This is a genomic window from Actinoplanes sp. GCM10030250 (genome assembly GCF_042666575.1).
GTDB lineage: Bacteria > Actinomycetota > Actinomycetes > Mycobacteriales > Micromonosporaceae > Actinoplanes.
In genome coordinates, this window is record NZ_JBHTDO010000066.1 from 1 (window position 1) to 23807 (window position 23807).

The 23807-nt window shown below is 68.9% G+C and carries 21 protein-coding genes and 2 riboswitches; of the genes, 9 read left to right on the top strand and 12 right to left on the bottom strand.

All coding sequences use genetic code 11. From position 1 onward, the window contains the following. Positions 1-498: 498 nt before the first annotated feature. The 3 genes from ACFQV6_RS43180 to ahcY form a co-directional block, all read right to left on the bottom strand. The gene (locus ACFQV6_RS43180; protein WP_378033546.1) at positions 499-2154 is read right to left on the bottom strand and encodes a Na+/H+ antiporter; all 1656 of its coding nucleotides are present in this window, start codon (positions 2152-2154) and stop codon (positions 499-501) included. 27 nt (positions 2155-2181) lie between these two features. Continuing rightward, a complete protein-coding gene (locus ACFQV6_RS43185; RefSeq protein ID WP_378033547.1) occupies positions 2182-2745 on the bottom strand; it encodes a DUF4142 domain-containing protein in 564 nt (187 codons plus the stop codon). Between the two features lie 100 nt (positions 2746-2845). Continuing rightward, on the bottom strand, positions 2846-4306 hold the full coding sequence (ahcY, locus tag ACFQV6_RS43190; RefSeq protein ID WP_378033548.1) for an adenosylhomocysteinase: 1461 nt from the start codon (positions 4304-4306) through the stop codon (positions 2846-2848). Positions 4307-4324: 18 nt separating this feature from the next. Further along, a riboswitch (S-adenosyl-L-homocysteine riboswitch) is annotated at positions 4325-4403 on the bottom strand. A 171-nt stretch (positions 4404-4574) separates the two neighbouring features. Here ahcY and ACFQV6_RS43195 point away from each other — a divergent pair. Continuing rightward, positions 4575-5558, top strand: a complete 984-nt coding sequence (locus tag ACFQV6_RS43195; RefSeq protein WP_378033549.1) for a LacI family DNA-binding transcriptional regulator — start codon at positions 4575-4577, stop codon at positions 5556-5558. 138 nt (positions 5559-5696) lie between these two features. After that, positions 5697-7709 carry a glycosyl hydrolase family 28-related protein gene (locus tag ACFQV6_RS43200; RefSeq protein WP_378033550.1) on the top strand — a complete coding sequence of 671 codons (2013 nt, stop codon included), beginning with the start codon at positions 5697-5699 and terminating at the stop codon, positions 7707-7709. 8 nt (positions 7710-7717) lie between these two features. Here ACFQV6_RS43200 and ACFQV6_RS43205 read toward each other — a convergent pair whose 3' ends face one another. Next, positions 7718-8755 (bottom strand): hypothetical protein, encoded by a 1038-nt coding sequence (locus ACFQV6_RS43205; RefSeq protein WP_378033551.1) that lies wholly within the window; start codon positions 8753-8755, stop codon positions 7718-7720. A gap of 150 nt (positions 8756-8905) precedes the next feature. On the opposite strand from ACFQV6_RS43205, the gene ACFQV6_RS43210 reads away from it, so the two are divergent. After that, positions 8906-9805, top strand: a complete 900-nt coding sequence (locus ACFQV6_RS43210; protein WP_378033552.1) for an NAD-dependent epimerase/dehydratase family protein — start codon at positions 8906-8908, stop codon at positions 9803-9805. Positions 9806-9867: 62 nt separating this feature from the next. Further along, complete coding sequence (locus ACFQV6_RS43215) at positions 9868-10521, top strand: response regulator (RefSeq protein ID WP_378033553.1); 654 nt, start codon at positions 9868-9870, stop codon at positions 10519-10521. 122 nt (positions 10522-10643) lie between these two features. Here the strand turns inward: ACFQV6_RS43215 and ACFQV6_RS43220 are convergent, their stop codons facing one another. Then, a complete protein-coding gene (locus ACFQV6_RS43220) occupies positions 10644-12083 on the bottom strand; it encodes an MFS transporter (RefSeq protein WP_378033554.1) in 1440 nt (479 codons plus the stop codon). 140 nt (positions 12084-12223) lie between these two features. Between ACFQV6_RS43220 and ACFQV6_RS43225 the strand changes: the two genes are divergently transcribed. Beyond that, positions 12224-13330, top strand: coding sequence for a Gfo/Idh/MocA family protein (locus tag ACFQV6_RS43225; RefSeq protein WP_378033555.1), 1107 nt, complete (start codon positions 12224-12226; stop codon positions 13328-13330). A 7-nt stretch (positions 13331-13337) separates the two neighbouring features. Here ACFQV6_RS43225 and ACFQV6_RS43230 read toward each other — a convergent pair whose 3' ends face one another. The 4 genes from ACFQV6_RS43230 to ACFQV6_RS43245 form a co-directional block, all read right to left on the bottom strand. Next, positions 13338-14327: an SPASM domain-containing protein gene (locus tag ACFQV6_RS43230; protein ID WP_378033556.1), complete on the bottom strand. Its 990-nt coding sequence runs from the start codon at positions 14325-14327 to the stop codon at positions 13338-13340. 278 nt (positions 14328-14605) lie between these two features. Then, positions 14606-15385 carry a hypothetical protein gene (locus ACFQV6_RS43235; RefSeq protein WP_378033557.1) on the bottom strand — a complete coding sequence of 260 codons (780 nt, stop codon included), beginning with the start codon at positions 15383-15385 and terminating at the stop codon, positions 14606-14608. Between the two features lie 14 nt (positions 15386-15399). Then, the gene (locus tag ACFQV6_RS43240) at positions 15400-16494 is read right to left on the bottom strand and encodes a DNA glycosylase AlkZ-like family protein (RefSeq protein ID WP_378033558.1); all 1095 of its coding nucleotides are present in this window, start codon (positions 16492-16494) and stop codon (positions 15400-15402) included. A gap of 19 nt (positions 16495-16513) precedes the next feature. After that, positions 16514-17122: a GNAT family N-acetyltransferase gene (locus ACFQV6_RS43245; RefSeq protein WP_378033559.1), complete on the bottom strand. Its 609-nt coding sequence runs from the start codon at positions 17120-17122 to the stop codon at positions 16514-16516. Between the two features lie 179 nt (positions 17123-17301). Here ACFQV6_RS43245 and ACFQV6_RS43250 point away from each other — a divergent pair, with 179 nt between their 5' ends. Continuing rightward, positions 17302-17901: a class I SAM-dependent methyltransferase gene (locus ACFQV6_RS43250; RefSeq protein ID WP_378033560.1), complete on the top strand. Its 600-nt coding sequence runs from the start codon at positions 17302-17304 to the stop codon at positions 17899-17901. Here ACFQV6_RS43250 and ACFQV6_RS43255 read toward each other — a convergent pair. Continuing rightward, positions 17882-19111 (bottom strand): saccharopine dehydrogenase family protein, encoded by a 1230-nt coding sequence (locus ACFQV6_RS43255; RefSeq protein ID WP_378033561.1) that lies wholly within the window; start codon positions 19109-19111, stop codon positions 17882-17884. The genes ACFQV6_RS43250 and ACFQV6_RS43255 overlap by 20 nt on opposite strands. A gap of 206 nt (positions 19112-19317) precedes the next feature. Continuing rightward, positions 19318-19490, top strand: a riboswitch (cyclic di-AMP (ydaO/yuaA leader). Between ACFQV6_RS43255 and ACFQV6_RS43260 the strand changes: the two genes are divergently transcribed. Further along, entirely contained in the window at positions 19489-20055 is a 567-nt protein-coding gene (locus ACFQV6_RS43260) for a transglycosylase family protein (protein ID WP_378033562.1), read from the top strand. It overlaps the preceding riboswitch by 2 nt. Before the next feature lie 785 nt (positions 20056-20840). Here the strand turns inward: ACFQV6_RS43260 and ACFQV6_RS43265 are convergent. Beyond that, positions 20841-21710 carry a MerR family transcriptional regulator gene (locus ACFQV6_RS43265; protein ID WP_378033563.1) on the bottom strand — a complete coding sequence of 290 codons (870 nt, stop codon included), beginning with the start codon at positions 21708-21710 and terminating at the stop codon, positions 20841-20843. Between the two features lie 50 nt (positions 21711-21760). Next, positions 21761-22126, bottom strand: a complete 366-nt coding sequence (locus tag ACFQV6_RS43270; protein ID WP_378033564.1) for a YybH family protein — start codon at positions 22124-22126, stop codon at positions 21761-21763. 70 nt (positions 22127-22196) lie between these two features. On the opposite strand from ACFQV6_RS43270, the gene ACFQV6_RS43275 reads away from it, so the two are divergent. Beyond that, the gene (locus ACFQV6_RS43275; protein WP_378033565.1) at positions 22197-23069 is read left to right on the top strand and encodes a LysR family transcriptional regulator; all 873 of its coding nucleotides are present in this window, start codon (positions 22197-22199) and stop codon (positions 23067-23069) included. A 216-nt stretch (positions 23070-23285) separates the two neighbouring features. Continuing rightward, on the top strand, positions 23286-23648 hold the full coding sequence (locus ACFQV6_RS43280) for a hypothetical protein (protein ID WP_378033566.1): 363 nt from the start codon (positions 23286-23288) through the stop codon (positions 23646-23648). Positions 23649-23807: the final 159 nt, after the last annotated feature.

Sequence of the window (23807 nt, forward strand, 5' to 3'; positions counted from 1 at the left end):
CCCGCGCCGCCCCCGCCCGCCCGGCGCGGCCCGACCCCGCGCCGCGCGGCGCCCTCTGTCGCGTCCCAGGCTTTGGGATGAGGGTCGACCTTCCCTGCCCAGCGCCAGATTTTCACGTGCGGCACGGGCGTTCTGGTGAACACGGATGGCTGTCTCGCGGCAGTTGAGACAGCACTGGGGCCAGCTCGGCGTGTCCGGCTGGCGTCCAGTGCTGTCTCGCGGCGGCTGAGGCAGCAACTGAGAGCCAGCCGGGTGGGGCGGGCTGGACGTGGGAGGGGTGGAGGGGTTGGGGTGAGGGTGAGTGGGCAGGTCAGCCCGGCGGGCGCCGGGCGGTCTGGAGTTGCAGGGGGTCGCGTGGAGATCCGGGTACCCCGTAGCTGGGTTTAGGGAGCCGGACACCGTACGAAAAAAGGGGTTTCAGTCTTTGGGTCGTTACGAAAGGAGGTTTCAGTCTGGGTCGTAAGAAAGGCGGTTCAATCTGGGCCGTGAGAAAAGGGTTCAGTCTTTGGGGCGTTTGGGGAGGACCAGCTCTTCGTGGTCGAGTTCGCGGTTGAGGACGCGCAGGCTGTCGTCTTCGAGGCGGCCGGCGTCGCGCCAGCGGAGGAGTTCTTCGCGTTCGGCGTCGATGACGGCCTGGCGGACCATCAGGGCGGCCTCGTACTGGGGTGATTTGGGGAGTTCGTGAGATTCGACCTGTTCGAGGAGGTCGAGGCGGCGGCGGTAGCGGTCGAGGCGGACCTCGAGCTGGGTGCGCATGGTTTCGATGGCCTCGACCTCGACGTGGTCGTGCTGCTGCTCCTGGATGTCGTCGAGGCGGTCCAGGGCGGCGCGGACCGCAGCCGAGCGGGCCTCGTTGCGCAGGCGGGCCTTGTCCTTGTGGTTGGCGCGCAGGCCCAGCCAGCGGACCAGCGGGGCGAAGGTGAGGCCCTGGCCGACCAGGGTTACCAGCACGACCGAGATCGCGCAGAAGGCGAGCAGCTCACGGTCGGGGAAGCCGTGTGGCAGGGTGGCGACCGCGGCGAGGGTGATGACGCCGCGGGTGCCGGCCCAGCTCAGCGCGGCGGCCTCCCGGCCGGTGAGCGGAACCTCGCGCTTGTCGTCGTCCTCGGCCTCGCTGCCCTCCTGGCCGCCGAGGCGGGTGTGCAGCTGACGCGGCAGGAGCTGGGTGGCGACCAGCCAGAGCGGGCGCAGCAGCAGGACCACGCCGAGGGTGATCACCAGGGCGATGATGATCGTGCTGGTCGCGTAGTTGGAGAGGCCCCTGATGATCTCGGGAACCTGCATGCCGATCAGGAGGAAGACCGCGCCCTCCAGGAGGAAGTCGATCAGCTTCCAGACCGCGCTCGTCTGCAGCCGGCTGGCGCCGGTGGCGTAGCGCGGGGTGTCGTGGCCGATCATCAGGCCGGCGACGACGACCGCGAGGACGCCGGAGATGAACACGTAGTGGTGCACGAAGGAGTTCTCGCAGATCACGTACGCGGCGAGTGGCGTGATCAGGGAGAGCGCGTTGGAGCTCAGCGGGTCGGAGCGCAGCGCCTTGAGGAAGCGGACAGCGTACGCGACGACGACGCCGACCAGCACACCTCCGGCGGCGGCGATGACGAACTTGCCGACCGCGTTGTCGAAGGAGAAGTTGCCGTTCTTCTGTGCGGCGATCGCGACGGTGAGGATGGTCAGCGCGGTGGCGTCGTTGAGCAGGCCCTCGCCCTGGATCAGAGTGATCAGCTTGCCGGGGAGACCCGCTTTGCGGCCGACAGCGAGCGCGGCCACCGGGTCGGGCGGTGCGACGGCGGCGCCCAGCGCGATGCCGGCCGCGAGGGTGGCGCCGGCCACCCAGAACGAGAAGCCGACGCCGATGAGCAGCGCGGTGACCAGGACCAGCGCCACCGAGAGGCTGATCACCGTGCGCATGTTGCGCCGGATGTCGATGAGTGACGACTCGAGTGCCGCGTTGTAGAGCAGGGGCGGCAGGACGAACGTCATGATCCATTCCGGCTCGAGCTCGAGGTTCTTGCCGGGCAGGTAGGCGTAGATGATGCCGATCAAGGTCAGCAGCACGGCCGCGGGAAGGCCGGTCTTCTCGGTGACCCAGCGAACCGCCACGATCACCGCGACGGCGCCCAGTACGAAAAGAAGGATCTCCTCGGGGTTCATTTGATCATTGTCGCTGCTGGTGGATGATCACTGGTCAGCGGCATCACCGATCCGCTGCTGCGCCGCGGCCAGGGCATCGTGGTGCTTCTGGATGACCGGGGTGGCGGCGGCGACGATGTGCCGCACGGCGGGTTCGGTGCCGGTGGCGAGCACGATCTTCGCCAGTTTGATGGCGTGCTCGTGTGCGATCAGCTGGCTGCCGACGAACAGGGTGTCGAACTCGGCGCCGTCGGCGGCCCGGTACTGCTTGAGCAGCATCTTCTGCTCGGAGTTCGGCGCCTTCGGCAGGTTCACGTCGAGGGTGGTGGCGGCCTTCGTGACGCCGGCGTCCAGCTTGCGGTGGTAGGCGGCGAACTGGCGGCCGAGGTCGCGGATCGTCGCGCTGCCGCCCTTGCGGAGGGCGAGCTTGCCGAGCTTCATCTGAGCCAGGTTGGCCTGGTGCGCGGCGATCAGGAAGTCGGCGTCCGGGCCGACCGGGCGGACCGCGGCCGGTGCGAGCCGGGTGGTCTCGGGGTGGGCGTGCGCGACGGTGGCCGGCGCGGCGATCGCAGCGAGAACGCCCAGCGTGGTGATGACGTTACGGAAAGACATGATCGCAGGATAACCGGGCAAAACGGGCGCAACTGGCGCTCACCCGAACGGGTCGGGCCGCCCGCATGCCGAAACATGGGGGCGGCCCGGCCTCAGGAAATCAGTAGCGGTAGTGCTCGGGCTTGAACGGGCCCTCGACGTCCACGCCGAGGTACTCGGCCTGCTTCTTGGTCAGCGTGGTGAGCCGGACACCGAGGGCGTCGAGGTGCAGGCGGGCCACCTTCTCGTCCAGGTGCTTGGGGAGCACGTAGACCTGCTTCTCGTACTCACCGGGCTTGGTCCAGAGCTCGATCTGGGCCATCACCTGGTTGGTGAACGAGTTCGACATGACGAAGCTCGGGTGGCCGGTGGCGTTGCCGAGGTTCATCAGCCGGCCCTCGGAGAGCACGATCACCGAGTGGCCGTCCGGGAAGCGCCACTCGTGCACCTGCGGCTTGATCTCGACCTTCTCGATGCCGGCCACCCGGCCCAGGCCGGCCATGTCGATCTCGTCGTCGAAGTGGCCGACGTTGCCGACGATCGCGTTGTGCTTCATCGCGGACAGGTGCTCGACAGTGATGATGTCGGTGCCGCCGGTGGTGGTGATGAAGATGTCGGCCTCACCGACCACGTCCTCGAGCCGGACGACCTGCATGCCGTCCATCGCCGCCTGCAGCGCGCAGATCGGGTCGACCTCGGTGACCACGACGCGGGCACCCTGGCCGCGCAGCGTCTCCGCCGAGCCCTTGCCGACGTCGCCGTATCCGCAGACCACCGCGAGCTTGCCGCCGAGCATCACGTCGGTGGCCCGGTTGAGGCCGTCGACGAGCGAGTGCCGGATGCCGTACTTGTTGTCGAACTTGCTCTTGGTGACCGCGTCGTTGACGTTGATCGCCGGGAAGAGCAGCGTGCCCTCCTTGGCCAGCTTGTAGAGCCGGGCCACACCGGTGGTGGTCTCCTCGGTGACACCCTTGATCTCGGCGGCGATGCGGGTGAACCGCTGCGCGTCCGAGGCGAGGCTGCCGCGCAGCGTCTCAAGAATGATCGAGTATTCGTGGTTGTCGTTCTCGGTGGTCTGCGGTACCGCGCCGGCCGCCTCGAACTCGACACCCTTGTGCACCAGCAGGGTGGCGTCACCGCCGTCGTCGAGGATCATGTTGGGGCCGGCGCCGTTGCCGAAGTCGAACAGGCGCATGGTGGCCCACCAGTACTCCTCCAGCGACTCGCCCTTCCAGGCGAAGACCGGGACGCCGGCGGGCGCGTCGACGGTGCCGGTCGGGCCGACGACGACCGCGGCGGCCGCCTCGTCCTGGGTGGAGAAGATGTTGCAGGACACCCAGCGGACCTCGGCGCCGAGCGCGATCAGGGTCTCGATCAGCACGGCGGTCTGCACGGTCATGTGCAGCGATCCGGCGATCCGGGCGCCGCTCAGCGGCTTGCTGTCACCGAACTCGGTGCGCAGCGACATCAGGCCGGGCATCTCGTGCTCGGCGAGGCGCAGCTGGTGGCGGCCGGCCTCGGCCAGCGACAGGTCGGCGACCGCGAAGTCGAGACCGTTGACCGATTGAAGTTTGTCGCTCATGAAAAGAGGGCTCCTCCCTCTCAGGAGGCGCCCTTGCGTCATCGAACCCGGCCGAGCGTGGCGGATCCGCGGATCCGTTGCAGCGCCTCTCGGCAGGGCAGCAACAACCATACCGGCCCGCGCGCTTGATCACATCCGGCATCACCTTCGGCGCAGCGTTCCGCCGGTGTCGCTGATCACGTGGATCCCGGTTCAATCCGTCACGCTAAGGAGCGGAAAAACATCAAGGACCTTCCATGAACCATCAAAAAACCCTCATTCTGTACGCGTGAAGCACCCGTACCGCATCCGGGAGATCGCCACGCAGTCCGGGCTCAGTCAGGCCACCGTGGATCGCGTGCTGCACAACCGTGGCGGTGTCCGGGAGAGCACCATCCGGCAGGTGCACCAGGCGGTCGCCGAGCTCGACCGGCAGCAGGCGCAGGCGCCGCTCGGCGGGCGTACGTTCCTGATCGACGTCGTCCTGCTCACCTCGCGGCGGCACGGCGCGGCGGTCCGGGCGGCTCTGGAGGCCGAGCTCCCGGCGTTCGCCCCGGCCGTCGTGCGGCCCCGCTTCCACCTCGCCGAACACGCCGGGACCGACCTGCTCCGGGCCCTCGATCTGGTCGGCCGGTCGCACTCGCACGGAGTGATCGTGATGGCCCCGCCGGGCCCGGACGTGGCGGAGGCGGTGGCGCGGCTGGGCGTACCGGTGGTGACCCTCAACGGTGACCTGCCGGCCGGCAAGCGGATCGCCCACGTGGGTGTCGCCGACTTCGACTCCGGTGCGACGGCGGCCTATCTGGTCGAGCGGCTGCTCGCGGACCGGGCCGGTGACGTGCTGGTGATCAACGGCAGGGGTGAGCGGGAGGCCGGGTTCCGCGCGATGCTGGCGGAGCGCGCCCCGGCCCGGCGGTTGCTGGCCGTCCACAGTGCCGAGTCCGGGCCGGTGCGGGCCACCCTCGCCGGGAACCCGGCGATCCGTGCCGTCTACTCGGCGGGCACCTGTGGGAACGCCGCCGTGGTCGCCGCGTTCGCCGCCGAGCACCGGAACTACGACGTCTTCGTGGCGCATGGGCTGGACCGGGAGAACGTCGCCCTGCTCCGGGCGCAGCAACTGTCCGTGGTGCTGCATCAGGATCTGCGTACCGACCTGCGGCACGCCTGCCGGGCGATCCTGCGGGCCCAGGGCGCGCTGCCCGGCCCGATCCGGTCCCACCCGTCGGCGGTGCAGGTGATCACGCCGTTCAACGTGCCGCCGGCCGAATTCTGAGCCGTCCCCTTGCGACGGATTGCAAGAACCGAGCAGAAAGACGAAAAACATCTACTGACTCTTGTGAGTTAGATCACCGGCCATCTATCGTCGGCTCACCCGTCGCTCCTCGGGAACTCACAGAGAAACGAGCCCTCGATGTCATATGAAGCGAGGCGGGCCGGCGTTCCACCGCGCTGGGCCGCCCTGGCCGTCGGCGTGGTGATCGGCGTGACCGGCACCGCGCAGGCCGCCGCCGGAGCACCAGCCGGCGCACCCGCATCACCCGCCGGACCAGCCGTCACCCGGGCCGGCCTCGACCCCGCCCTCGTCGCGGGACGGGGCGCCGCCGTGCCCTTCCTCGAGCAGGAGGCCGAGCACGCCGCCACGAACGGCACGGTGATCGGGCCGGACCGCACGGCGTACACGCTGCCCGCCGAGGCGTCCGGCCGGTCCGCCGTGACGCTCGACCCGGGCGAGTGGGTCGAGTTCACGCTGCCCCGGGCCGCCAACGCGATAACCGTGCGGTACAGCATTCCGGACGCACCCCGCGGCGGCGGGATCACCGCGCCGCTGGCCGTCACCACCCGGCACGGCACCCGGACGATGACCCTCACCTCGCAGTACTCCTGGCTCTACAACCAGTACCAGTTCACCAACGACCCGCAGGCGGACCTGCTGCACCCGGACTGGTGGATCACCGAGTGCCAGTGCGTGCCGGCCGCAACCACACCGGCTCCGGTGATCACCAAGCCGTTCCGGCCGGCCCACTTCTACGACGAGCAGCGGATGCTCCTCGGCCGCACGTACCGGGCCGGCGACAAGATCCGGCTCACCGCGCGGACCGTGCCGACCACCATCGACCTGCTCGACTCCGAGCTGGCCGGCCTGCCGAAGGTCGACCTGACAGCGGTGAACGTGCTGCTCTTCGGCGCCGACCCGACCGGCCGCCGGGACGCCGCTCCGGCCATCGAGAAGGCGATCGCGTACGCCAAGAAGAAGAACCGCAAGGTCTACCTGCCGCCCGGCGTCTTCCAGGTGAACCGGCACGTCGTCGTCGACGACGTGACGATCACCGGCGCGGGCAACTGGTACACGATCGTCCGCGGCCGCGAGGTGGCACTGGACGAGCCGGCGCCGGACGGCTCGGTGCACACCGGTGTCGGCTTCTACGGCCGGACCGCCGAGGAGGGCGGCAGCCGTAACGTGCACCTCGCCGACTTCGCGATCCAGGGCGACGTGCGCGAGCGCATCGACACCGACCAGGTCAACGCCATCGGCGGCGCGATGAGCGACTCGACCATCCGCGGCCTGCACATCCAGCACACCAAGGTGGGCCTGTGGTTCGACGGGCCGATGACGAACGTCCGGGTGACCGGCAACATCATCGTCGACCAGATCGCCGACGGGCTGAACTTCCACACCGGCGTCACCGGCTCGCTGGTGCGCGACAACTTCGTCCGCAACACCGGTGACGACGCCCTGGCGATGTGGTCGGAGAAGACGGCCAACTCCGGCAACGTCTTCGACCGCAACACGATCCAGACGCCCACGCTGGCCAACGGCATCGCCATCTACGGCGGTGAGAACACCACGGTGTCGAACAACCTGATCGCCGACCCGATCCGGGAGGGCAGCGCGCTGCACGCCGGCAGCCGGTTCGGTGCGCAGCCGTTCACCGGGCATCTGCGCTTCACCGACAACACCACAGTGCGAGCCGGGACGCTCGAGCTGAACTGGAACATCGGGCTCGGCGCGATCTGGTTCTACGCGCTGGAGCGCGACATCGACGCCGACGTGCGGGTGACCGGTGACCACTTCCTGGACAGCACCTACAACGCGATCATGCTGGTCGCCGACTGGCCGGTGAAGGACCTCTATTCGATCAAGAACGTCAGATTCAAGGACATCAGAGTCGACGGTACGGGTACCAGCGTGGTCAGTGCCCGGGTCGGCGGTTCGGCGACCTTCGAGAACGTCGACGCCCGCAGCGTCGGTGCGGTCGGGGTGAACAACTGCGGCCGGTTCAACTTCAAGCCGGAGGGCTCCGAGTTCGGCCTCACCGATCTCGGTGGCAACGACGGTGGCTGGCTCGGGCCGTACCTGCCCAACGTGATCACCTGCAACGACCGCCCGCCGGTCGTCGCGCCGCCCGCCCCGTCGCCCTGGTGACGGCCGGGTCAGATCGCTGATCTCCAGGCCGCGCCGGCCGTGACCACCAGCAGGGTGCTGTCACGGCCGGTCGCGGCCACCGGCGTCTCCGGGGTGCTGCGAGGCTGCCAGTCCGTGCCATCCCCGGAGATCCACAGGCCGCCGCCGGTCACCACGAGATGGCCGCCCACGACGGCGAGCGACTGCACGCCGGTCGGTGCGCCGCCGAAGCTGCCCTCGTCGGTCCAGGTCCCGGCCCGCAGCCGCCAGGTGCCGAACGACGTGCCGCGCGGGCCGACCGCGACCACGTCGTCGCCGTCGCGGACCGCCCGCTGCAGTTCGGACCAGTCCGGCCCGGCCCGCGGTGCCACGAGGTCCCAGCGGTGGCCGTCGCTGCTGGTCCAGGCGGCGGCCCGGTCGCCGCGGCCGCCGACGACCATCCACCGGCCGTCCAGCAGCTGCACCACGTCCCGGGCGACTGTCCGCGGGCCGGCGCCCGTCGCCAGGCCGGGGGCGTCCTCGAAGAGGGTGAACTCGGTGCCGTCGGGGGAGAGCCAGGCGGCGGCCCCGGTCGAGCGGTTCCCGGCGATCGCGAACCCACCCGGACCGGCCGCCAGATGTGCCACATCGACGGCGGTGTCCCCGCCGAACGTCTCGAAGGGTGCCGGGTTCTCGGCCATCCGCCCGTCCGGCAGCCGGTGCCAGGAGCTGATCCGCAGGTTGCCGTGTGCGCCGCCGGGTGCCGACCCGAGCATCACCACTCGGCCGCCCGCACACGCCACCGCGGAGATCACGTTGAGCGGGCCGTACTGGCTGGTGGGCAGGGGAGCGAACCGGACCGGCTCCCAGGTCACGGCATCCTTGCTGGTCCAGGCTGCGGGCCGGGTGCCACCTGCCTCTTCCCGGATGCCGCCTGCGAGGTAGAACAGGCCGTCGCAGTTGGCGGCGGCGTGCAGTGCGGCGCCTGCGGAGGCGGGCAGGTCGATGCGGGTCCAGGCCGGCTCACCGGGTGGTCCGGTGCAGCCGGCTGTCAGTGCCAGCAGAATGAGGGCGGTCCGGCGGCGCACTCCGGCCTCCACTGAGTCGTTGACACTGGAGAGGTTAGGACCGGTCGGGACGGATGTCGACGGTGGGTGGGCGGCCGGTTACCCGTACCTGAGCAGTTGGTTGCGGGCGGGGTGGCTTGGGTAGCCTTGTCGCGCTTCGAGGACCTGAAGATGGGAAGTACGTTGAGCCGAACCCTGTTGGTGACCGGCGGCGCCGGTTTCGTCGGTAGCGCTTTGATCAAGTCGTTGCTGACGGACTACCCGGACGCGGCCATCGTCTCCCTGGACAACTACTTCACCGGGAGCCCCGAGAACCACGTCAACGACCCGCGCGTGACGTATGTCGACGGTTCGACCACCGACGTGGCGAAGATCTGGGCGGACCGTGGCCTGCCCGGCCCGCAGATCGTCTTCCACATGGGTGAGTACTCGCGGATCGTCACGTCCTTCGAAGACCACGACCTGACCTGGGACTTCAACCTGCTGGGCACCAAGGAGGTGGTGAAGTTCTCGGCCGGGCACGGCGCGAAGCTGATCTACGCCGGGTCCAGTTCGAAGTTCGGCAACGACGGGCAGGACGAGAACCTCAACCCGTACGCGTGGACCAAGGCCAAGAACATCGAGTACATCAAGAACTACTCGAACTGGTACGGACTCGACTACGCGATCACATACTTCTACAACGTGTACGGGCCGGGGCAGATCACCACGGGCAAGTACGCGACGGTGATCGGCATCTTCGAGCGGCAGTACCTCGCCGGTGAGCCGCTCACCGTGGTCTCCCCGGGCACGCAGACCCGCGACTTCACCCACATCGACGACATCGTCCGCGGCCTCGTCCTGGTCGCTCGCGACGGCGCCGGCGACGGCTACCTGCTCGGCACCGGCACCGAGTGGCCGCTGCTCGACGTCGCCAAGCTGTTCGGCGGTGAGCACGTGATGGTTCCCGTCCTGCGCGGCGAGCGCACCCGTGGCCAGGCCGACATCACCAAGGCCACCGGGCTGGGCTGGCGCCCCGAGCGCCGCCTCGACGAGTACATCGCCGACTTCGTGGCGGCGCATCCCCGCTGATCCGGATCGGTCTTCCGGAAGTCGGAGGAATGATTTGACCCCGAGGGGGCATCCCGGCCCTCATGGAGAACCGCATCCGGGTGGCGCTGGCCGATGAGAACGAGCGCTTCGTCCGTTCCCTGGAGTCGCTCATCCCCGACGTGAGCGCTGGGCGTGCGGCGGTGGTGGCGACGGCCACCGATGTGGGACAGATCAGGAGGGTGGTGCGGGACGCCGTACCCGATCTGGTCCTGGTCGGTCTGCACCTGCCGCCGGTCGGTGGCGTGCGGGCGATCGGCGCGGTCCGTGAGGCAGCGCCGCGGGCCCGGATCCTGGCCGTCGCCGACGACGACGAGCCGGGCCTGGTGATCGAGGCGCTGCGTGCCGGTGCCGCCGGCTATCTGCAGCGCCGCATTGACCCCGCCGAGATGCGGTCGCCCCTGCTGGCGGCGCTGGAGGGCTGGGCGGTGCTGCCGCCGGTGCTGCTGGCGGCGGTGGTCGAGCAGGGCCGGCCGCCCGCGCTGCAGGCCGCGGCGCACCTCGATGAGGCGGACCGGCGGCTGCTGAGGCTGATCGCCGGGGGATCGTCGACCAGCGACATCGCGGCGGTGCTGCACGTGTCCGACCGTACGGTGAAGCGGCTGACCGCCAGCCTGCTGCGCAAGATGCGGGTGTCCAGCCGCACCGAGGCCGCCGCGCTGGCGGGCAGCGCCGGGCTGATCCAGGTCGGCGGCTGACCGAACGCCATGTTCACGTCCTGATTTCGGGTACCCGCGCGCCGGGCTGCCGCCGGAATGACGCTGCCGGACGCCGCTGATCCCCGTCCGGAGAAGCGGCGCCCGGCGAGTCTGCTGATCGCTCAGCCGGTGGCTCGTGGCCGGGAGGTGACAGCGGAGAGCGGCGTCGCGACGTCCTCCAGTGACTTGCCCTCGGCGTCGATGCCGATCACCGCCTCCACGATGCCGCCGATAGCCATCACCCCAGCACCGATGAGATAGCCGATGAAGAGCTTGCCGGGGTCGTCACCCTCGCCGATCAGGGCACCGTAGAAGACCGGGCCGAGCGCGCCGAAGCACTGGGCGATCGCGAAGAAGACCGCGATCGCCTGCGCCCGGATCTCGAGCGGGAAGATCTCGCTCACCGTCAGGTACGCCGAACTGGCACCCGCCGACGCGAAGAAGAAGATGACGCTCCACGCGATGGTCTGGGTCACCACGTTCAGCGCACCGGCGTTGAACAGGAACGCGGTGATGGCCAGCAGCAGCGCGGAGAGCAGGTACGTGCCGGAGATCATTTTTCGGCGCCCGACGGTGTCGAAGAGCCGGCCGATGGTGAGCGGGCCGATCAGGTTGCCGGCCGCGAACGCCACCAGATACAGCGGTGCGTTCTTCTCGTCGACGCCGTAGAACTTCGTCAGCACCAGCGTGTAGGTGAAGAAGATCGCGTTGTACAGGAACGACTGCGTGATCATGAGCGTCGCGCCCAGCACCGATCGCGATGGATAGAGCCGGAAGAGCACCTTGAGCAGCGACAGATAGCCGTGCGGCCGGCTGGGCTGGATGTCGATCGCCTTGGACTCGTCCAGCGGCGCGAGCGTCTGACCGGAGGCCTCGGCGGCGCGCTCGATGCGGGCGATGTTCTCCTCGGCCTCGGCCTCGCGGCCGTGCATGATCAGCCAGCGCGGGCTCTCCGGCAGGTGCCGGCGCAGACCCCAGATGGCCAGGCCGATGGCCGGCCCGATCAGGAAGCCGATCCGCCAGGCCCAGTCCAGCGCCAGGTTGTTGAGCAGGATGTAGGTGCCGAGCGTGCCGATGATGGCGCCGCCCCAGTAGGTGCCGTTGACACCGATGTCGACGCGGCCCCGATACTTCGCCGGCATCATCTCGTCGATCGCGGAGTTGATCGCGGCGTATTCGCCGCCGATACCGGCGCCCGCGATGAACCTCGTGAGATACAGGAAGACCAGAGCCGCTGGCCCGTTGCCCCAGGTCAATGCGGTGAGTGCGTTGCCGGCCAGATAGACGCCGAGGGTGACGACGAACAGGTTCTTGCGGCCGAGCGCGTCGGAGAGGCGGCCGAAGAACAGCGCACCGAACACCTCACCGAGCAGATAGACCGTCGCGATCAGGCCGACCTGTGTGGAACTCAGCCCCAGGGTCTCCTGCTCTGCCAGCACCGGGCCGACCGCACTGGCCACGGTGATCTCGAGTCCGTCCAGGACCCAGGCCGTGCCGAGCGCCAGAATGATGCGAGTGTGGAACGGCGACCAGCTGAGCCGGTCGATACGAGCAGGGATCAAGCTCCGGATGGTTCCCGAGCCGGAGGCCGGAGCCGGCGATCCGAGGCTCTGTGCCATGGACGCACCTCCATCTAAGTGATGTTGCTCACGCAATACCCAGCAAATTCACAGCTACCCATACGTTTTCCGCAGGAGGCCAGGTGCGAACGGTCAACGTGGCAGTTGTCGGATTCGGCTGGATGGGCCGGGTCCACACGCGGGCCTACTCCCGGGTCCGGCAGCACTTCCCGGACCTGCCTGCACCGATCCTGCTCGCGGTGGCCGACGACGTGCCCGGCCGCGCCGCCGAAGCCGCGTCGCAGTACGGCTTCGCCTCCGCCGTCACCGACTGGCGATCGCTGGTCCACGACCCGCGTATCCAGGCGGTCAGCATCACCGCGCCGAACTTCCTGCACCGGGAGATCGGCAGCGCCTTCGCCGCGGCCGGCAAGCACATCTGGATCGAGAAACCGGTCGGCCTGAACGCCGGCGACGCCCGCGCCATCGCCGGTGACGGCCAGGTCAGCGTGGGCTTCAACTACCGGCACGCCCCCGCGGTGGCGAAGGCCCGCACGCTGCTGCGCGAGGGCGCGATCGGCCGGGTCACGCACGCCCGGTTCCGCTGGTTCAGCGACTACGCCGCATCCCCCGACGCCGCGCTCAGCTGGCGGTTCGAGCGGGCGCGCGGCGGCAACGGTGTGCTCGGGGACCTCGGCGCGCACGCCGTGGACCTGGTGCGGCTCCTGCTGGGCGAGATCGGCGCGGTGGTCGCCGAGACCGCGACCTTCATCGCGGAACGGCCGCGCCCGGTGGGTGCCACATCAGGACACCAGAGGGGTACGGGCGAACCCGGCACCGTGGAGAACGAGGACTGGTTCGCCGCCCTGCTGCGGATGGACTCCGGTGCCCGCGTCGCCGTGGAGGCGAGCCGGGTGGCCGTCGGCTCGCAGAACCAGTACGGCTTCACCATCCACGGTTCGTCGGGTGTGCTGTCCTGGGACTTCCGCCGAATGGGGGAGCTGCGGATCGGGGACGCCACCGTGTTCGCCGGCCCGGGCGACGGCGAGTTCGCGGCGTTCCAGCCGGGCGCGGGAAACGCGATGAGCTACGACGACCTGAAGGTGATCGAGGCGGCGCTGTTCCTACGGTCCGTTGTGGAGGGTGTGCCGCACGGGGCGACGCTCGACGACGCGATCCGGGCCGCCGAGGTGCTGGACGCGATCCAGGCGTCGGCGGAGTCCGGAACCTGGGTGAAACCGCGCCGCTGAAACCGGCTCAGAACGTGTGGTGGTAGAGGGAGCAGCCCTTGCAGACGTCCGGTGGCTCGGCGCTCGCCAGCCGCCTGCGGAAATCGCGGTACGCCGTGCCGTGCCAGATCTCCGGGAAACTCGCCTCGTTCAGGTCGCCCAGGGAGATGCGGTCGTCGCCCATCACCATGCAGCACGGCTGGACCCGCCCCGAGCTGGTGATGTAGGCCGCGTCCCAGGGCCAGGTGCAGCCACCGCCGCCCTCGTCCTGGAAGCGGGGCAGTCTTACCCGTACCCCCAGATCTTTGGCGATTCTGGCGGCCTCGCCGAAGGCGGCCGTGGCCCGCTCCACGTCGGCGCCGGTCCACAAAGCCTGGTCCGCGGTGAAGGCCCGGATCTCGTCGTAGCGCCCGGCCGGGTCGGTGTCGTCGAAGCTGTGCGAAAGGTTCTGCACCCGCAGCTCGTCGACACCGATGTCACCCAGCAGCCGGACCAGGCCGGGAAGTTCCGCGACGTTGTCGCGCATCGCCACGAAGACCACACGGACCCACGGTGTGCTGCTGTTCGCCGCACGTTTGGCCGCCACCAGCCCGGCCAGATTCGCGATCACGGTGTCGAAGTGGGCACCCTCGCGGATCGCCTCGTAGGCGCCGGCCGTCGCACCGTCCAGGGAGACGTGCAGCCAGTCGACACGGCTCGTGACCATCTCCTCGGCCCGGCGGCGGGTGAGCAGCGTCGCGTTGGTGTTGAAACCGACCCGGATACGCCGGCCCACCGCGGCGGCGATCATCTCCGGCAGGTAGGGCGACAGCAGCGGCTCACCCAGGCCCTGAAGGGTGACCTGCCGCAGCGGCACGTCGTCGACCAAGCGGTGGAACAGCTCCGGGCGCATGGCCCCGGCCAGCTTGTTGACCGGTGGCCGGTAGCGCACCAGGCACATGGTGCAGCGCAGGTTGCAGGCGGAGGTGACCTCGACCTGGAGGTGGGCGGGCAGCGGTGGGCTCAGCTCGACCGGCATGGCGGCCGCATGCCCAACCTGAGACGCCGGAAACAGGTGGCGAAGGGGTCCGGCTGCCGCCCCTCGATGGCAGCCGGACCCCTCCGGTCTGTGGCGGCGCCTTTTTGCTGTGGCGCCTTTTTGCTGTGGCGACGCTTGCTGTGGCGACGCTTTGCTGTGGCGACGCCCGCGCTGTGGCGCGCGCGGTCGGCGATTGCCGGGTGGGGGTGACACGTGAAGGTGGCGGTTCGGGGCGCAAAGGTTGCCCGGAATCTCGAACTTTCTTTGGTGCGCCGCTCTTACGGGTGCCGGGACGGCAGCTGGGCCACTGCTGCGGCGACGGCGGATCGTGGGCTGGTGAGCACCGGAGGGCCGTCGATCAGCTCCGCGGCCGGGGTCATGCTCGCCTGTGCCAGCACGATCACATCCACCTCCGGCGCGATGCCGCGAGCCTGCGCGGCGATCTCCTCGTAGTAACGCCGCAGGTCACCGGACTTGAAATGCCGCCACGCGGAGGCGGCGACCACAGGCACCAGCGTCACACCGGCGTCGGCGTCGGCGTCGACCCCGGCACCCGCCCCGACCTTGGCGCTCGCTCCGACCCCGGCGCTCGCTCCGACCCCGGGGCTCGCCCCGACCCCGGCACCCGCCCCGACCCCGGCGCTCGCCTCGGCACCGGATCGGGCGGCACTCTCCCGGAGCAGGTCCAGAGTCGGCTCCAGTGTGGATTCCGTCGTGACGATCACGCCGATTCGTTTGCCCGCGGCGACCGCGGCTTCTGCCATTGGCCGGTCCGCTCGCAGCACCGGCACGCCCAGCGCCGCGGCGGACTCCTCCGCCACCGCACCGATGGTGGAACAGGTGCACACGATCAATCCGGCGCCGCCGGCGACCAGTTCGTTCAAGCGGTCGCGCACCCGATCCGCGAGTTCCGGGGTGAGGCCACCGGCCCGTGCGTCGGCCAGCAGTCGTTCATCCACCAGATCCAGGGCCGGCTGCCCGGGCGCCAGCTCTGCCAGGAGCCGGCCGAATGTCGCAACGTGCACTTCCGCTGTGTGCAGGAACCCGATCGTGGTCACCCCGCGATTGTCCGTCACTCGAAGGTCACGGTGGCCTCCGGCACTCCCCGGGCACGGGCCACCTCGGCGGCCTCGGCCTCGACACGCCGCCTGTCCCCGGCGATGAACGGCGCGAACGGCGTCACGGACAGGTCCACCCGCTTGCGGCCGGCCATCTTGGCCCGCCACACGGCGGCGAACTCACCGTCGACCAGCAGGACACCCGGGTTACCGAGGGAACGCCACACCTCTTTCTGCCGGGCCCGGTCGGGCAGCAGCAGGTCGCGGTCACGGGCCTGCAGAAGCGGGTCCATCGCGGGAATCCAGCGGACGCCCTCCGGGGTCGTCGCCGCGGTCAGCTCGGCGACCCGCGCCTCCGGAAGCCACGCCTTCCGCCCGTCGACCCGCACCTCGGTCAGGGTGGAAGGCCACACCTTGCGGATCTCCGTGGTGGAGCTGCCGAGATATTTCGCCACCTCGGCCGGGGAGGCCGGCCCGAGAAACCGCAGGTAGGTCTCGATCAACCGGTCGATGCCGGCATTCGTCTCGGGAATCGCCGGGGTGGCGGCGAGCGGGCCGAGCAGGGCGTCGCGACCGCGCGAGAGAACCTCGATGCCGCCTGCCAGGCCGGCGTGCTGCCAGACGTTGCCGGCGATGTGCCGGGCGCCGCAGCCGCGGCAGTCATACGTCAGCTCGGGCGGCACCCGCCTGCTCACCTCGGTGCTCGCCTCGCCGCGGGGCATCGGGGCGGTCACCACCTGACGGAACGCCTCCGCCGTCACGGTGAACGCGCGGATCCCGAGCGGCACCCCGTCGGGAATCTGCGCGCTGTTGATCCGCGAGCTCGCGTCGGCGTCGGTGAGCGGCCAGAGCTGCCGGACGAGGTCGGGCAGGTCGGTGCGGCGATGCAGGTGTGGGGCACCCCGGGCGGCCCAGACGGTGGTCAGGCGGTCGTCGTCGGGGGTGGCGCTGGTGCGGGCGGCCAGGGCGACCATGGTGGACCCGGGTGTGTACTCCTGGAGGCCGAGGTCGAGCACCGGCAGGCCGGCGGGGCGCTCATCGGTGCGGACGGCGAGCCCGAGGGCGGCGAGGCGGTAGGCCATGACCTGCTTCCGGTCCACGGTGATCATTGGCGCCCCCCCCGGCTTTCTAGGTGCGACGACCGTACCGCCGGGATGCGACATTTTTCTGCCGTTCCGGCCGGGTGCCGGACCTGCCGTCGACGTATTCCCAGGTCTCCAGGCGGGTCGGCCCGTACGGGCCCTCCTGGTGGATCGGCGGCTCACCGGTGAGCCAGTACCCGCAGCGGCGGGCGACCAGGGTGCTGGCGATGTTCGCCGGGTCGATCCTCAGGAGCAGCCGGCGGAAACGGAGGGTGCCGCAGGCGTACCCCGAAAGGGCTGACAGGGCCGCCGACGCGAGGCCGCGCCGCCGATGAGGGTGACCCACCAGATAGCCGATCTCCGCCTCGCGGAGATCCGCGTTGACGCCGAAGAGCAGCACCTCGCCCAGAGGGCGATGACCGTCAGCGGTGATCGCGAGCTGGATCCGGCTGCCGGTGGTGCGGCCCTGATGGGCACGCTTGAGATAGGCCAGGCCGGCTTCGGTGTCGAACGGTGACGGCATCGGCGTCCAGCGCGCGATCTCCGGCTCGTCGAGCAGCGTCACCAGGTCGGTCAGATCCTCAGGTCGCCATTCACGCAGGACGATGCCGATTCCCGTCAACCTCAGCGGATAGGGCAGAGGGTCGGCGGTCACCACCGAATCCTGCCCATAAGGACCCGGTTGCTGCTAGTAGGGATCGATATGAATGCGCTGAGGGATTTCCAACACCGCCGTCGCCGGATCCGCGATACCGCTCTTGAGCACCGTGGTCTTCGAACCCGCAGGGCTGCTTTGCCACCTTTGCCAGATCTTCGTACTGAGATGATCCAGCTATGTCGAATCGTCATGCGCCCGGGCACTGGGCCGAGTACAACGCCGGCCAGACCCGCCGCGACATCCGGGAACAGTGTCACCGCGTCATGGAGTTGGCGGGTCCGGGCAATGGGCGCACCGCGATCGACCTCGGCTGCGGTGGAGGGCGCGAGACCCGGGCGTTGCTCGAGGAGGGCTGGCGGGTCACGGCCGTGGACAGCGAGCCGGGCACGGAGGCGCGTCTGTTGCGCACTATCGGGGGCCGGCATGCGGGGTTGACCGTACGCGTGAGTGGCTTTGAGAATGTGACTGATCTGCCCGCGGCCGATCTCGTTTATGCGGGGTACTCGCTGCCCTTTCAACGACGTGAATCGTTCGACCGCCTGTGGACGGAGATTCGGTCGGCGCTGCGGCCGGGCGGGCGACTGGCGGTGGACATCTTCGGTGTGAACGACACGTGGGCGGGTGATCCGGCCATGACGTTTCTCAGCGCGCCCGAGGTGCGGGCGCTGCTGGACGGTTTGGAGATCGAGCACTGGTACGAGGAGGACGCGCCGGGAATGGCCTACACCGGGCCGAAACATTGGCACGTCTTCCACGTCATAGCTTTCGTGCCGTGATCTCCAGACCGGCGGTGCGGAGGCGGTCGACGAGTGCACTGCCGATCGCCGTGGCGGGTGTGAGCACGCCACCCTCGGACTGCTTGGTGTCAAGAGCCAGAGCAAGCGCGGACTCGCCGAGCATGATGGCCGTCGCCGCATAACCGGGATCGCCCTTGGCGCGGACCCGGGCCGTGTAGCGCGAGCCGTCCGTGGTGGTGGTGAAGATGTCCATCGTGAAGTGGCCGTTGCGCTGGGTCTGCTCGCTCGGGCCGGAGCCCGGCTTCGGCAGGATGCGGTCCAGGACGAACCTCGTCGGCGGCAGCGCCAGGCCCAGGACCAGGCCGCCCAGCGCGAACTTGGTGCCGTGGGCGATCACGGGGGAGAGCGCGGAGGTGCCGGCGCTCATCACCTCGCGATAGCGGAAACGGCGACCGTACGCCCAGCCGAGCAGCGCGTTGCTGCGCCGGACGACCCGCGTGTTGTAGGACGCCATGACGAACGGCGCGAGGTGCCCGCGCAGGCTCGGATCCACTTCGGAAGCGGGCAGGGTGAGCATGTCCGGCTGCCGGCCGAGGTCCGGCTCCGCCGCGCGGTCCGGGCTCAGCGAGTACGGGCTGGCCCCGATTTTGCGCAGCTGCCGGTCCTTCTTCATCAGGTCGAGCTGGTGGCGCATCGAATCGATGGTGCCGCCGCTGACACCGCCCTTCATGCTGGTCACCACCAGCGTGGTGTCGGTGAGCTCACCGGCGCCGTCCGCCCGTACCTGCTCATGCAGGACATAAACCCCGATGTCGGACGGGATCGAGTCGAAGCCGCAAGAGTGGACGATCCTCGCCCCGGTGCGTTTCGCGACCTCATGGTTCTCGTCGATGCTGTCCCGTGCGAAAAGGACCTCACCGGTCAGGTCCACGTAGTCGGTACCCGCTTCGGCGCAAACGCGCGCCAGAATGCGGCCGTACTTCGCATAAGGCCCCGCGGTGGTGATGACCACCTTCGTGCGGGCAACCATCGCGGCCAGCGCCTCGGCGTCTGTGGCGTCCGCCACAACGATTGGCCACTGAACACCCAGACGTGAGCGAACCGCCTCCAGTTTCTCCGGCGAGCGCCCGGCCAATGCGATTCGGGTACCCGCCGGGGCGTGCGCGGCGAGGTGCCGTGCTGTCAGGACACCCACGAAACCCGTGGCACCGTAGACGATCACTTCGAACTCGCGGGCTCCATCGCTCATGGCTGCCGATTGTGCACCCTCGGTGGAGTGTCCGCAGCGTCGTGGTTACCAGCTGGTAGGCCAGGCACGAAATTCTGGTGAGTTAGTCACACAAAATAAGATCAAAGCGGCTAATTTGTTGAGAACAAGGTCACCGGTCCCGCGTAGAGGCATGGCCAGCCTCGTCGGGTGGTGGCTACCGTCGGCAGTCCGCAGTGGCGGACACCGTGGCCGGAACGCCGAGTCCTGCCGCCGACCACGGTCTAAGAAACAAAGGCATGGAGCGGGGGACCCAAAAGTTCCTCGGCGCTGATGCGCCTCGGGGTGAAGCCGCAGCACGCGGCCGGGCACCTCTGCCCGAACCCGACAGCTGACCTCGCAGGCGTGGAGGACAACTCATGGTTCAGATCAACAAGCGGGTTCATCGTGCCTTCGGCATGGTTGCTGTGGGGCTTGCCGGGGCTGGGGCTTTCGTGCTGCTCGGGCCCCCCTCCCCCACCTCCGCCGCACCTTCCCGAGCGTCCAGCGTGAACTGGGACGCGATTGCCCATTGCGAGTCCGGTGGCAACTGGCGCATCAACACCGGCAACGGTTACTACGGCGGCCTTCAGTTCAGCCGCGGCACGTGGCGTGCCTACGGCGGCACGAAGTACGCAACCACCGCCAACCAGGCCACCAAGTCCGAACAGATCCTCGTCGCCGAGCGTGTACTGCGCGGCCAGGGCATCGGTGCGTGGCCGCACTGCGGCAGGCGTCACGCCTACACGCCTCAGCCCGTGTCAGCGACGATGCGGAGGGCTTCGGGCGGCGCCACCCGCACTCACGTCGTCCGTCGTGGCGACACCCTCGCCGCTATCGCCCATCGGTACAACGTTCGTGGGGGCTGGCGTGCCCTCTACCGGGCTAATGACGACGTGTTGAAGAGTCCACACCTCCTGTATGCCGGGCAGCGCCTCACGGTGTGAGGGCTGGGTTTTCCTGCCGTCTTGGTTCGCGGTCTCAGTCGGCGGTTGTCGCTGAGGCCGCGACCGTGGCGGTGCTTGGGTCGCGAGGCGCAGGCGCAGGCGTTGGTCGGGCTGGTCGGCTACCGGCGCGCCCTCTGTCGCGTCCCAGATTTTGGGATGAGGGTCGACCTTCCCTGCCCAGCGCCAGATTTTCACGCGCGGCACGGGCGTTCTGGTGAACATGGATGGCTGTCTCGCGGCGCCGGATACAGCACTCACGTTCAGCTGGACCTGGGCCGGCCGGCATGCGAACCGCCGCGGGCCTCCACCCTGACGGGTGCCTGGACCAGTGGGCGCGCACGGTGAGGTTGTGTGAGAGCTGGTTGTTGCTCTGGCGTGGGTAGAAGCGCACGGTCGGGTTGTGTACGAGCCGGCTGTCGCTAGGAGCGGGTGCTCCGGCGTGTGTAGAAGCGCACGGTCGCGTTGCGTGCGCCCCTACCGTCGCTTGCGCCGTCCCTGCCGCCCGCCACCCGCTCCGAAGCGCTGGCATCCCGAAGCGCTGGCATGGCGTTGCAGCGGCGCCGCAAAGCGTGCGCATCGTGATACGCACGCGCGGTGAAGCAACCGCGCGGTGAAGCAACCGCGCGGTGACGCGCGCCGTGAAGCGTTGGCGTGGTGATGCGCTCGCGTCGTGACGCGCGCCATTCCGGGTGGCGAGGCTGCTGTGGCGGCCTCGGTGACCGCTAAGACCTGGCGTGCTCGCATCCAACTGAGCAGGCGTTGCCGAGTGCTGTTGATGGCGTCGATCAGCTGGTCGTTTCCGGTCGGCTTTCAACGCTTTCAACGTTTTCGACGCTCTGGAGGGGTGCGCTGCTCAGGACACCGTCCGCTTGAACCTCTTGGCGTAGGCGTGCGATGTTCACGAACCTCTCGCCGTCGGGCGGGCAGGCGTTGAGCAGGCGCAGGATCATCGTGCAGTACTTGGCCATCGTGTTGCGGCCCGGCATGAAGATCGAAAGCTCGTCGCGCGCCTCCTCCACCCGAACCTGCAGATCCTCCGGCAGGGCCGCCAGCACCTCCGCCGGCGCGTCCACCGGCACCTTGGCCATCCAGAACGGGCCCTCGCCGTCAAGGACACGCCTGTCCTGCTTAGGGCCATCGAGCGCCAGCGTCCGCCATGGCGCACCCCGCACTGTGACGCCGGCGCCCTCCACCGTCTTGACCAGCTCGGCCGCCGCCGACTCGATCATCGTCTCGGCCTCCTCCCACTCCTGCGCGTTACGCCCGATCGGCGTGCCGTGCACCAGCGTGGCCACCACGGTCATCGCCGGCACGTGCCGCATTTGAGCTTCCGGCTGCGTGCCGAAAACCGCACGAGCGGCCTGAATCGCCTCGTCCTGAGCCTGCCGCTGCCGGTGAACTTCGTCGCTGTGCAGGTCAACCAGTGCAGCAGCCCGGTCTGGCTCGTCGAGAGCCTGACGGACGAGCTTGACGCTCATACCGGTGTCCCGCAGAAGAGTGATCAGCATGGCCTGTTCCACCTGCTCGAACGCATAAGACCGATAGCCGGTCCGCTCGTCCACCTCGGCCGGAACGAGCAAACCCTCGGCGTGGTAGAAGCGCAGAGCCTGCGGCGACAGGTGGCACATCTCGCTGAACTCGCTGATCGACAACATGTGAACAGGTTGACCCTTGCAGTAACAGGAAGGGCAAGCCGCCGGACCACTCAGCCTCGCGGGTTGACGAACTCCGGCTGGTCGAGCACCCGCAGCCAGCTGCCGTCCGGCTGCCGCCGCACGACTTGCGCGCGTGCCCCTGACCCGTCCTTGGGCGGTGTGGAAGTCAGTGCCAGATCACCGCTGAGCAGCGTGGGCAGCGGCTCCTCCGGCTCGAACTGCGGCATTTTCGGCAGCAGCTCACCCCAGAGCGCCTGGATCGCCTTGCGGCCGCGCGTCTGGCTGCCCGGTGGGAACGCCATCACGGCATCCTCCTCGTAGAGCAGGGCGAGCCCTTCGGCGTCCTTGGCGTTGGCGCGCTCCACGAACAGCCGGGTCAGATCCTCTGGCCGGTAGGCCTTCTCTCGATCGGTCATGGCTCAAGTCTTCTGCGAGACGGACGAGAAGTCCAACGCATAGTTCTTATGCCATCTACAATCACTGTTCATGGATCTGCGGCAGCTGGAGTACTTCGTCGCGGTCGCCGAGACGGCCAACTTCACCCGCGCCGCCGAGCGCGTGCACATCACCCAGTCCGGGGTGAGTGCCCAGATCAAGGCACTTGAACACGAACTCGGCGCCCGTCTCTTCGACCGCACCGGACGCACCGCCAAGCTCACCGACGCCGGGTCCGCGGCCCTGCGCTTCGCCCGCGCCGCCCTGGACGCCGCCGCCGACCTCCGCGACGCGATCGACGACGTGAACGGCCTGATTCGAGGCCGTCTCTCCATCGGCATGGTGATCGGCTGCGAAGTCGCACCCCTTTTCGACGCACTCGCCGCCTTCCACCACGAGCACGCCGACATCGACCTGGAACTGGTCGAGGCCAATTCCAACGAATTGGTCGCCGGCGTACGTGCTGGAATGTTTGATGTGGCCCTTGTCGGCTTGTCCGGCGAACCTCCCGAACACTTGGCCGCCCACATAATCAGCCGAGAACGCCTCGTTGCCCTGACACTCCGGGACAGCAGTCTCGCTCGGAAGGGCCGTCTTCAGGTGACTTCACTTTCTGCGTACCCGATCATTTCTCTCCCAGTGGGAACCGGCATCCGCAACGTGCTCGACCAAGCTCGCACAGCCCTCGGCATTCATCCCGAAGTCGCCCTTGTGGCGACCTCGCCGGACACCGTCGCCGGCCTGGCCCGCCGCGGCCTGGGAATCGCCGTCCTGAGCGAATCGATGGCCGTTTCCTACCCTGATCTGGTCGCCGTCCCGATCGACGGCATCGACATTCCCGCGCTCCTCGCGCTTGTCTGGCAGGAAAGAAGCAGCCCGGCCTTGGCGGTCTTCCTACGCCATTGCCGCGAGGCCTTCGGATAAAAGCGGGGGTACGACCGGCGAATGCTCGGTTGCGCCGCTCCACTGCACCGCTGGCCAACCCATCTCGACACCGGCCGGCCGGCGCGGCGGTCCGGCTGGGATCCCAGTACGCCGGGCTGCGCTCACCGGTTCACCTCCGCCCCTCAGTTTGGCGACTCATGACAATGACACGCGATAACGCTCGGTGATCTTCAATCGATAGTTATCGTTCCCGGCATGGGGAGAAGGAGCGGCCGTCGGCGACGGCGCGGGACGGCTCAAGAGCGTGAGGCAGTCGCGGCCGAGTATCAGGAGGCGGTCGGCGGGCTACAGCAAACCGCGTTCTGGAACCTGAGGTCCACGATCGCGAGCGTTTGCGTCTTTCTCGGCATCTTCGCGGTGCTTTTCATCTACTGGGGCGAGGCGACCGGTGCCCGCCTCGCCCCGACTTTGGTGTGCGCGGTCGGCGGTGTCTGCGGTGCCGGGATGTACTTCAGCCGGCCATATCCACAAATGGTGAAGTGGCTCCTCATCGCCGCGGTGACGTTCACCTCGCTGGGACTCATCGGCCTAGCGATAGTGGCGGGCGTCGATACATGACGGCCCTGAGAGTGGAACCGCCCGCGCTGACCTCTTACGCGGGGCAGCTGGTCCGGGCGCGCGATGATGCCGAGGTCGTCAGTGAGCCTTTTTCATCCTGCGTAGCGGTTGGCTTCGACGTGGTGCAGAACGAGGATGGCCTGCACGATCGCGGTCGCT

Excerpts from the sequence above, each read along its gene's own strand:
- ACFQV6_RS43215 (WP_378033553.1), top strand. The coding sequence starts at position 9,868 with ATGGAGAACCGCATCCGGGTGGCGCTGGCCGATGAGAACGAGCGCTTC.
- ACFQV6_RS43230 (WP_378033556.1), bottom strand. The coding sequence starts at position 14,327 with ATGCCGGTCGAGCTGAGCCCACCGCTGCCCGCCCACCTCCAGGTCGAG.
- ACFQV6_RS43280 (WP_378033566.1), top strand. The coding sequence starts at position 23,286 with ATGGGGAGAAGGAGCGGCCGTCGGCGACGGCGCGGGACGGCTCAAGAG.
- ACFQV6_RS43265 (WP_378033563.1), bottom strand. The coding sequence starts at position 21,710 with ATGTTGTCGATCAGCGAGTTCAGCGAGATGTGCCACCTGTCGCCGCAG.
- ACFQV6_RS43185 (WP_378033547.1), bottom strand. The coding sequence starts at position 2,745 with ATGTCTTTCCGTAACGTCATCACCACGCTGGGCGTTCTCGCTGCGATC.
- ACFQV6_RS43255 (WP_378033561.1), bottom strand. The coding sequence starts at position 19,111 with ATGAGCGATGGAGCCCGCGAGTTCGAAGTGATCGTCTACGGTGCCACG.
- ACFQV6_RS43250 (WP_378033560.1), top strand. The coding sequence starts at position 17,302 with ATGTCGAATCGTCATGCGCCCGGGCACTGGGCCGAGTACAACGCCGGC.
- ACFQV6_RS43275 (WP_378033565.1), top strand. The coding sequence starts at position 22,197 with ATGGATCTGCGGCAGCTGGAGTACTTCGTCGCGGTCGCCGAGACGGCC.
- ACFQV6_RS43200 (WP_378033550.1), top strand. The coding sequence starts at position 5,697 with ATGTCATATGAAGCGAGGCGGGCCGGCGTTCCACCGCGCTGGGCCGCC.
- ACFQV6_RS43180 (WP_378033546.1), bottom strand. The coding sequence starts at position 2,154 with ATGAACCCCGAGGAGATCCTTCTTTTCGTACTGGGCGCCGTCGCGGTG.
- ACFQV6_RS43260 (WP_378033562.1), top strand. The coding sequence starts at position 19,489 with ATGGTTCAGATCAACAAGCGGGTTCATCGTGCCTTCGGCATGGTTGCT.
- ACFQV6_RS43270 (WP_378033564.1), bottom strand. The coding sequence starts at position 22,126 with ATGACCGATCGAGAGAAGGCCTACCGGCCAGAGGATCTGACCCGGCTG.
- ahcY (WP_378033548.1), bottom strand. The coding sequence starts at position 4,306 with ATGAGCGACAAACTTCAATCGGTCAACGGTCTCGACTTCGCGGTCGCC.
- ACFQV6_RS43210 (WP_378033552.1), top strand. The coding sequence starts at position 8,906 with ATGGGAAGTACGTTGAGCCGAACCCTGTTGGTGACCGGCGGCGCCGGT.
- ACFQV6_RS43240 (WP_378033558.1), bottom strand. The coding sequence starts at position 16,494 with ATGATCACCGTGGACCGGAAGCAGGTCATGGCCTACCGCCTCGCCGCC.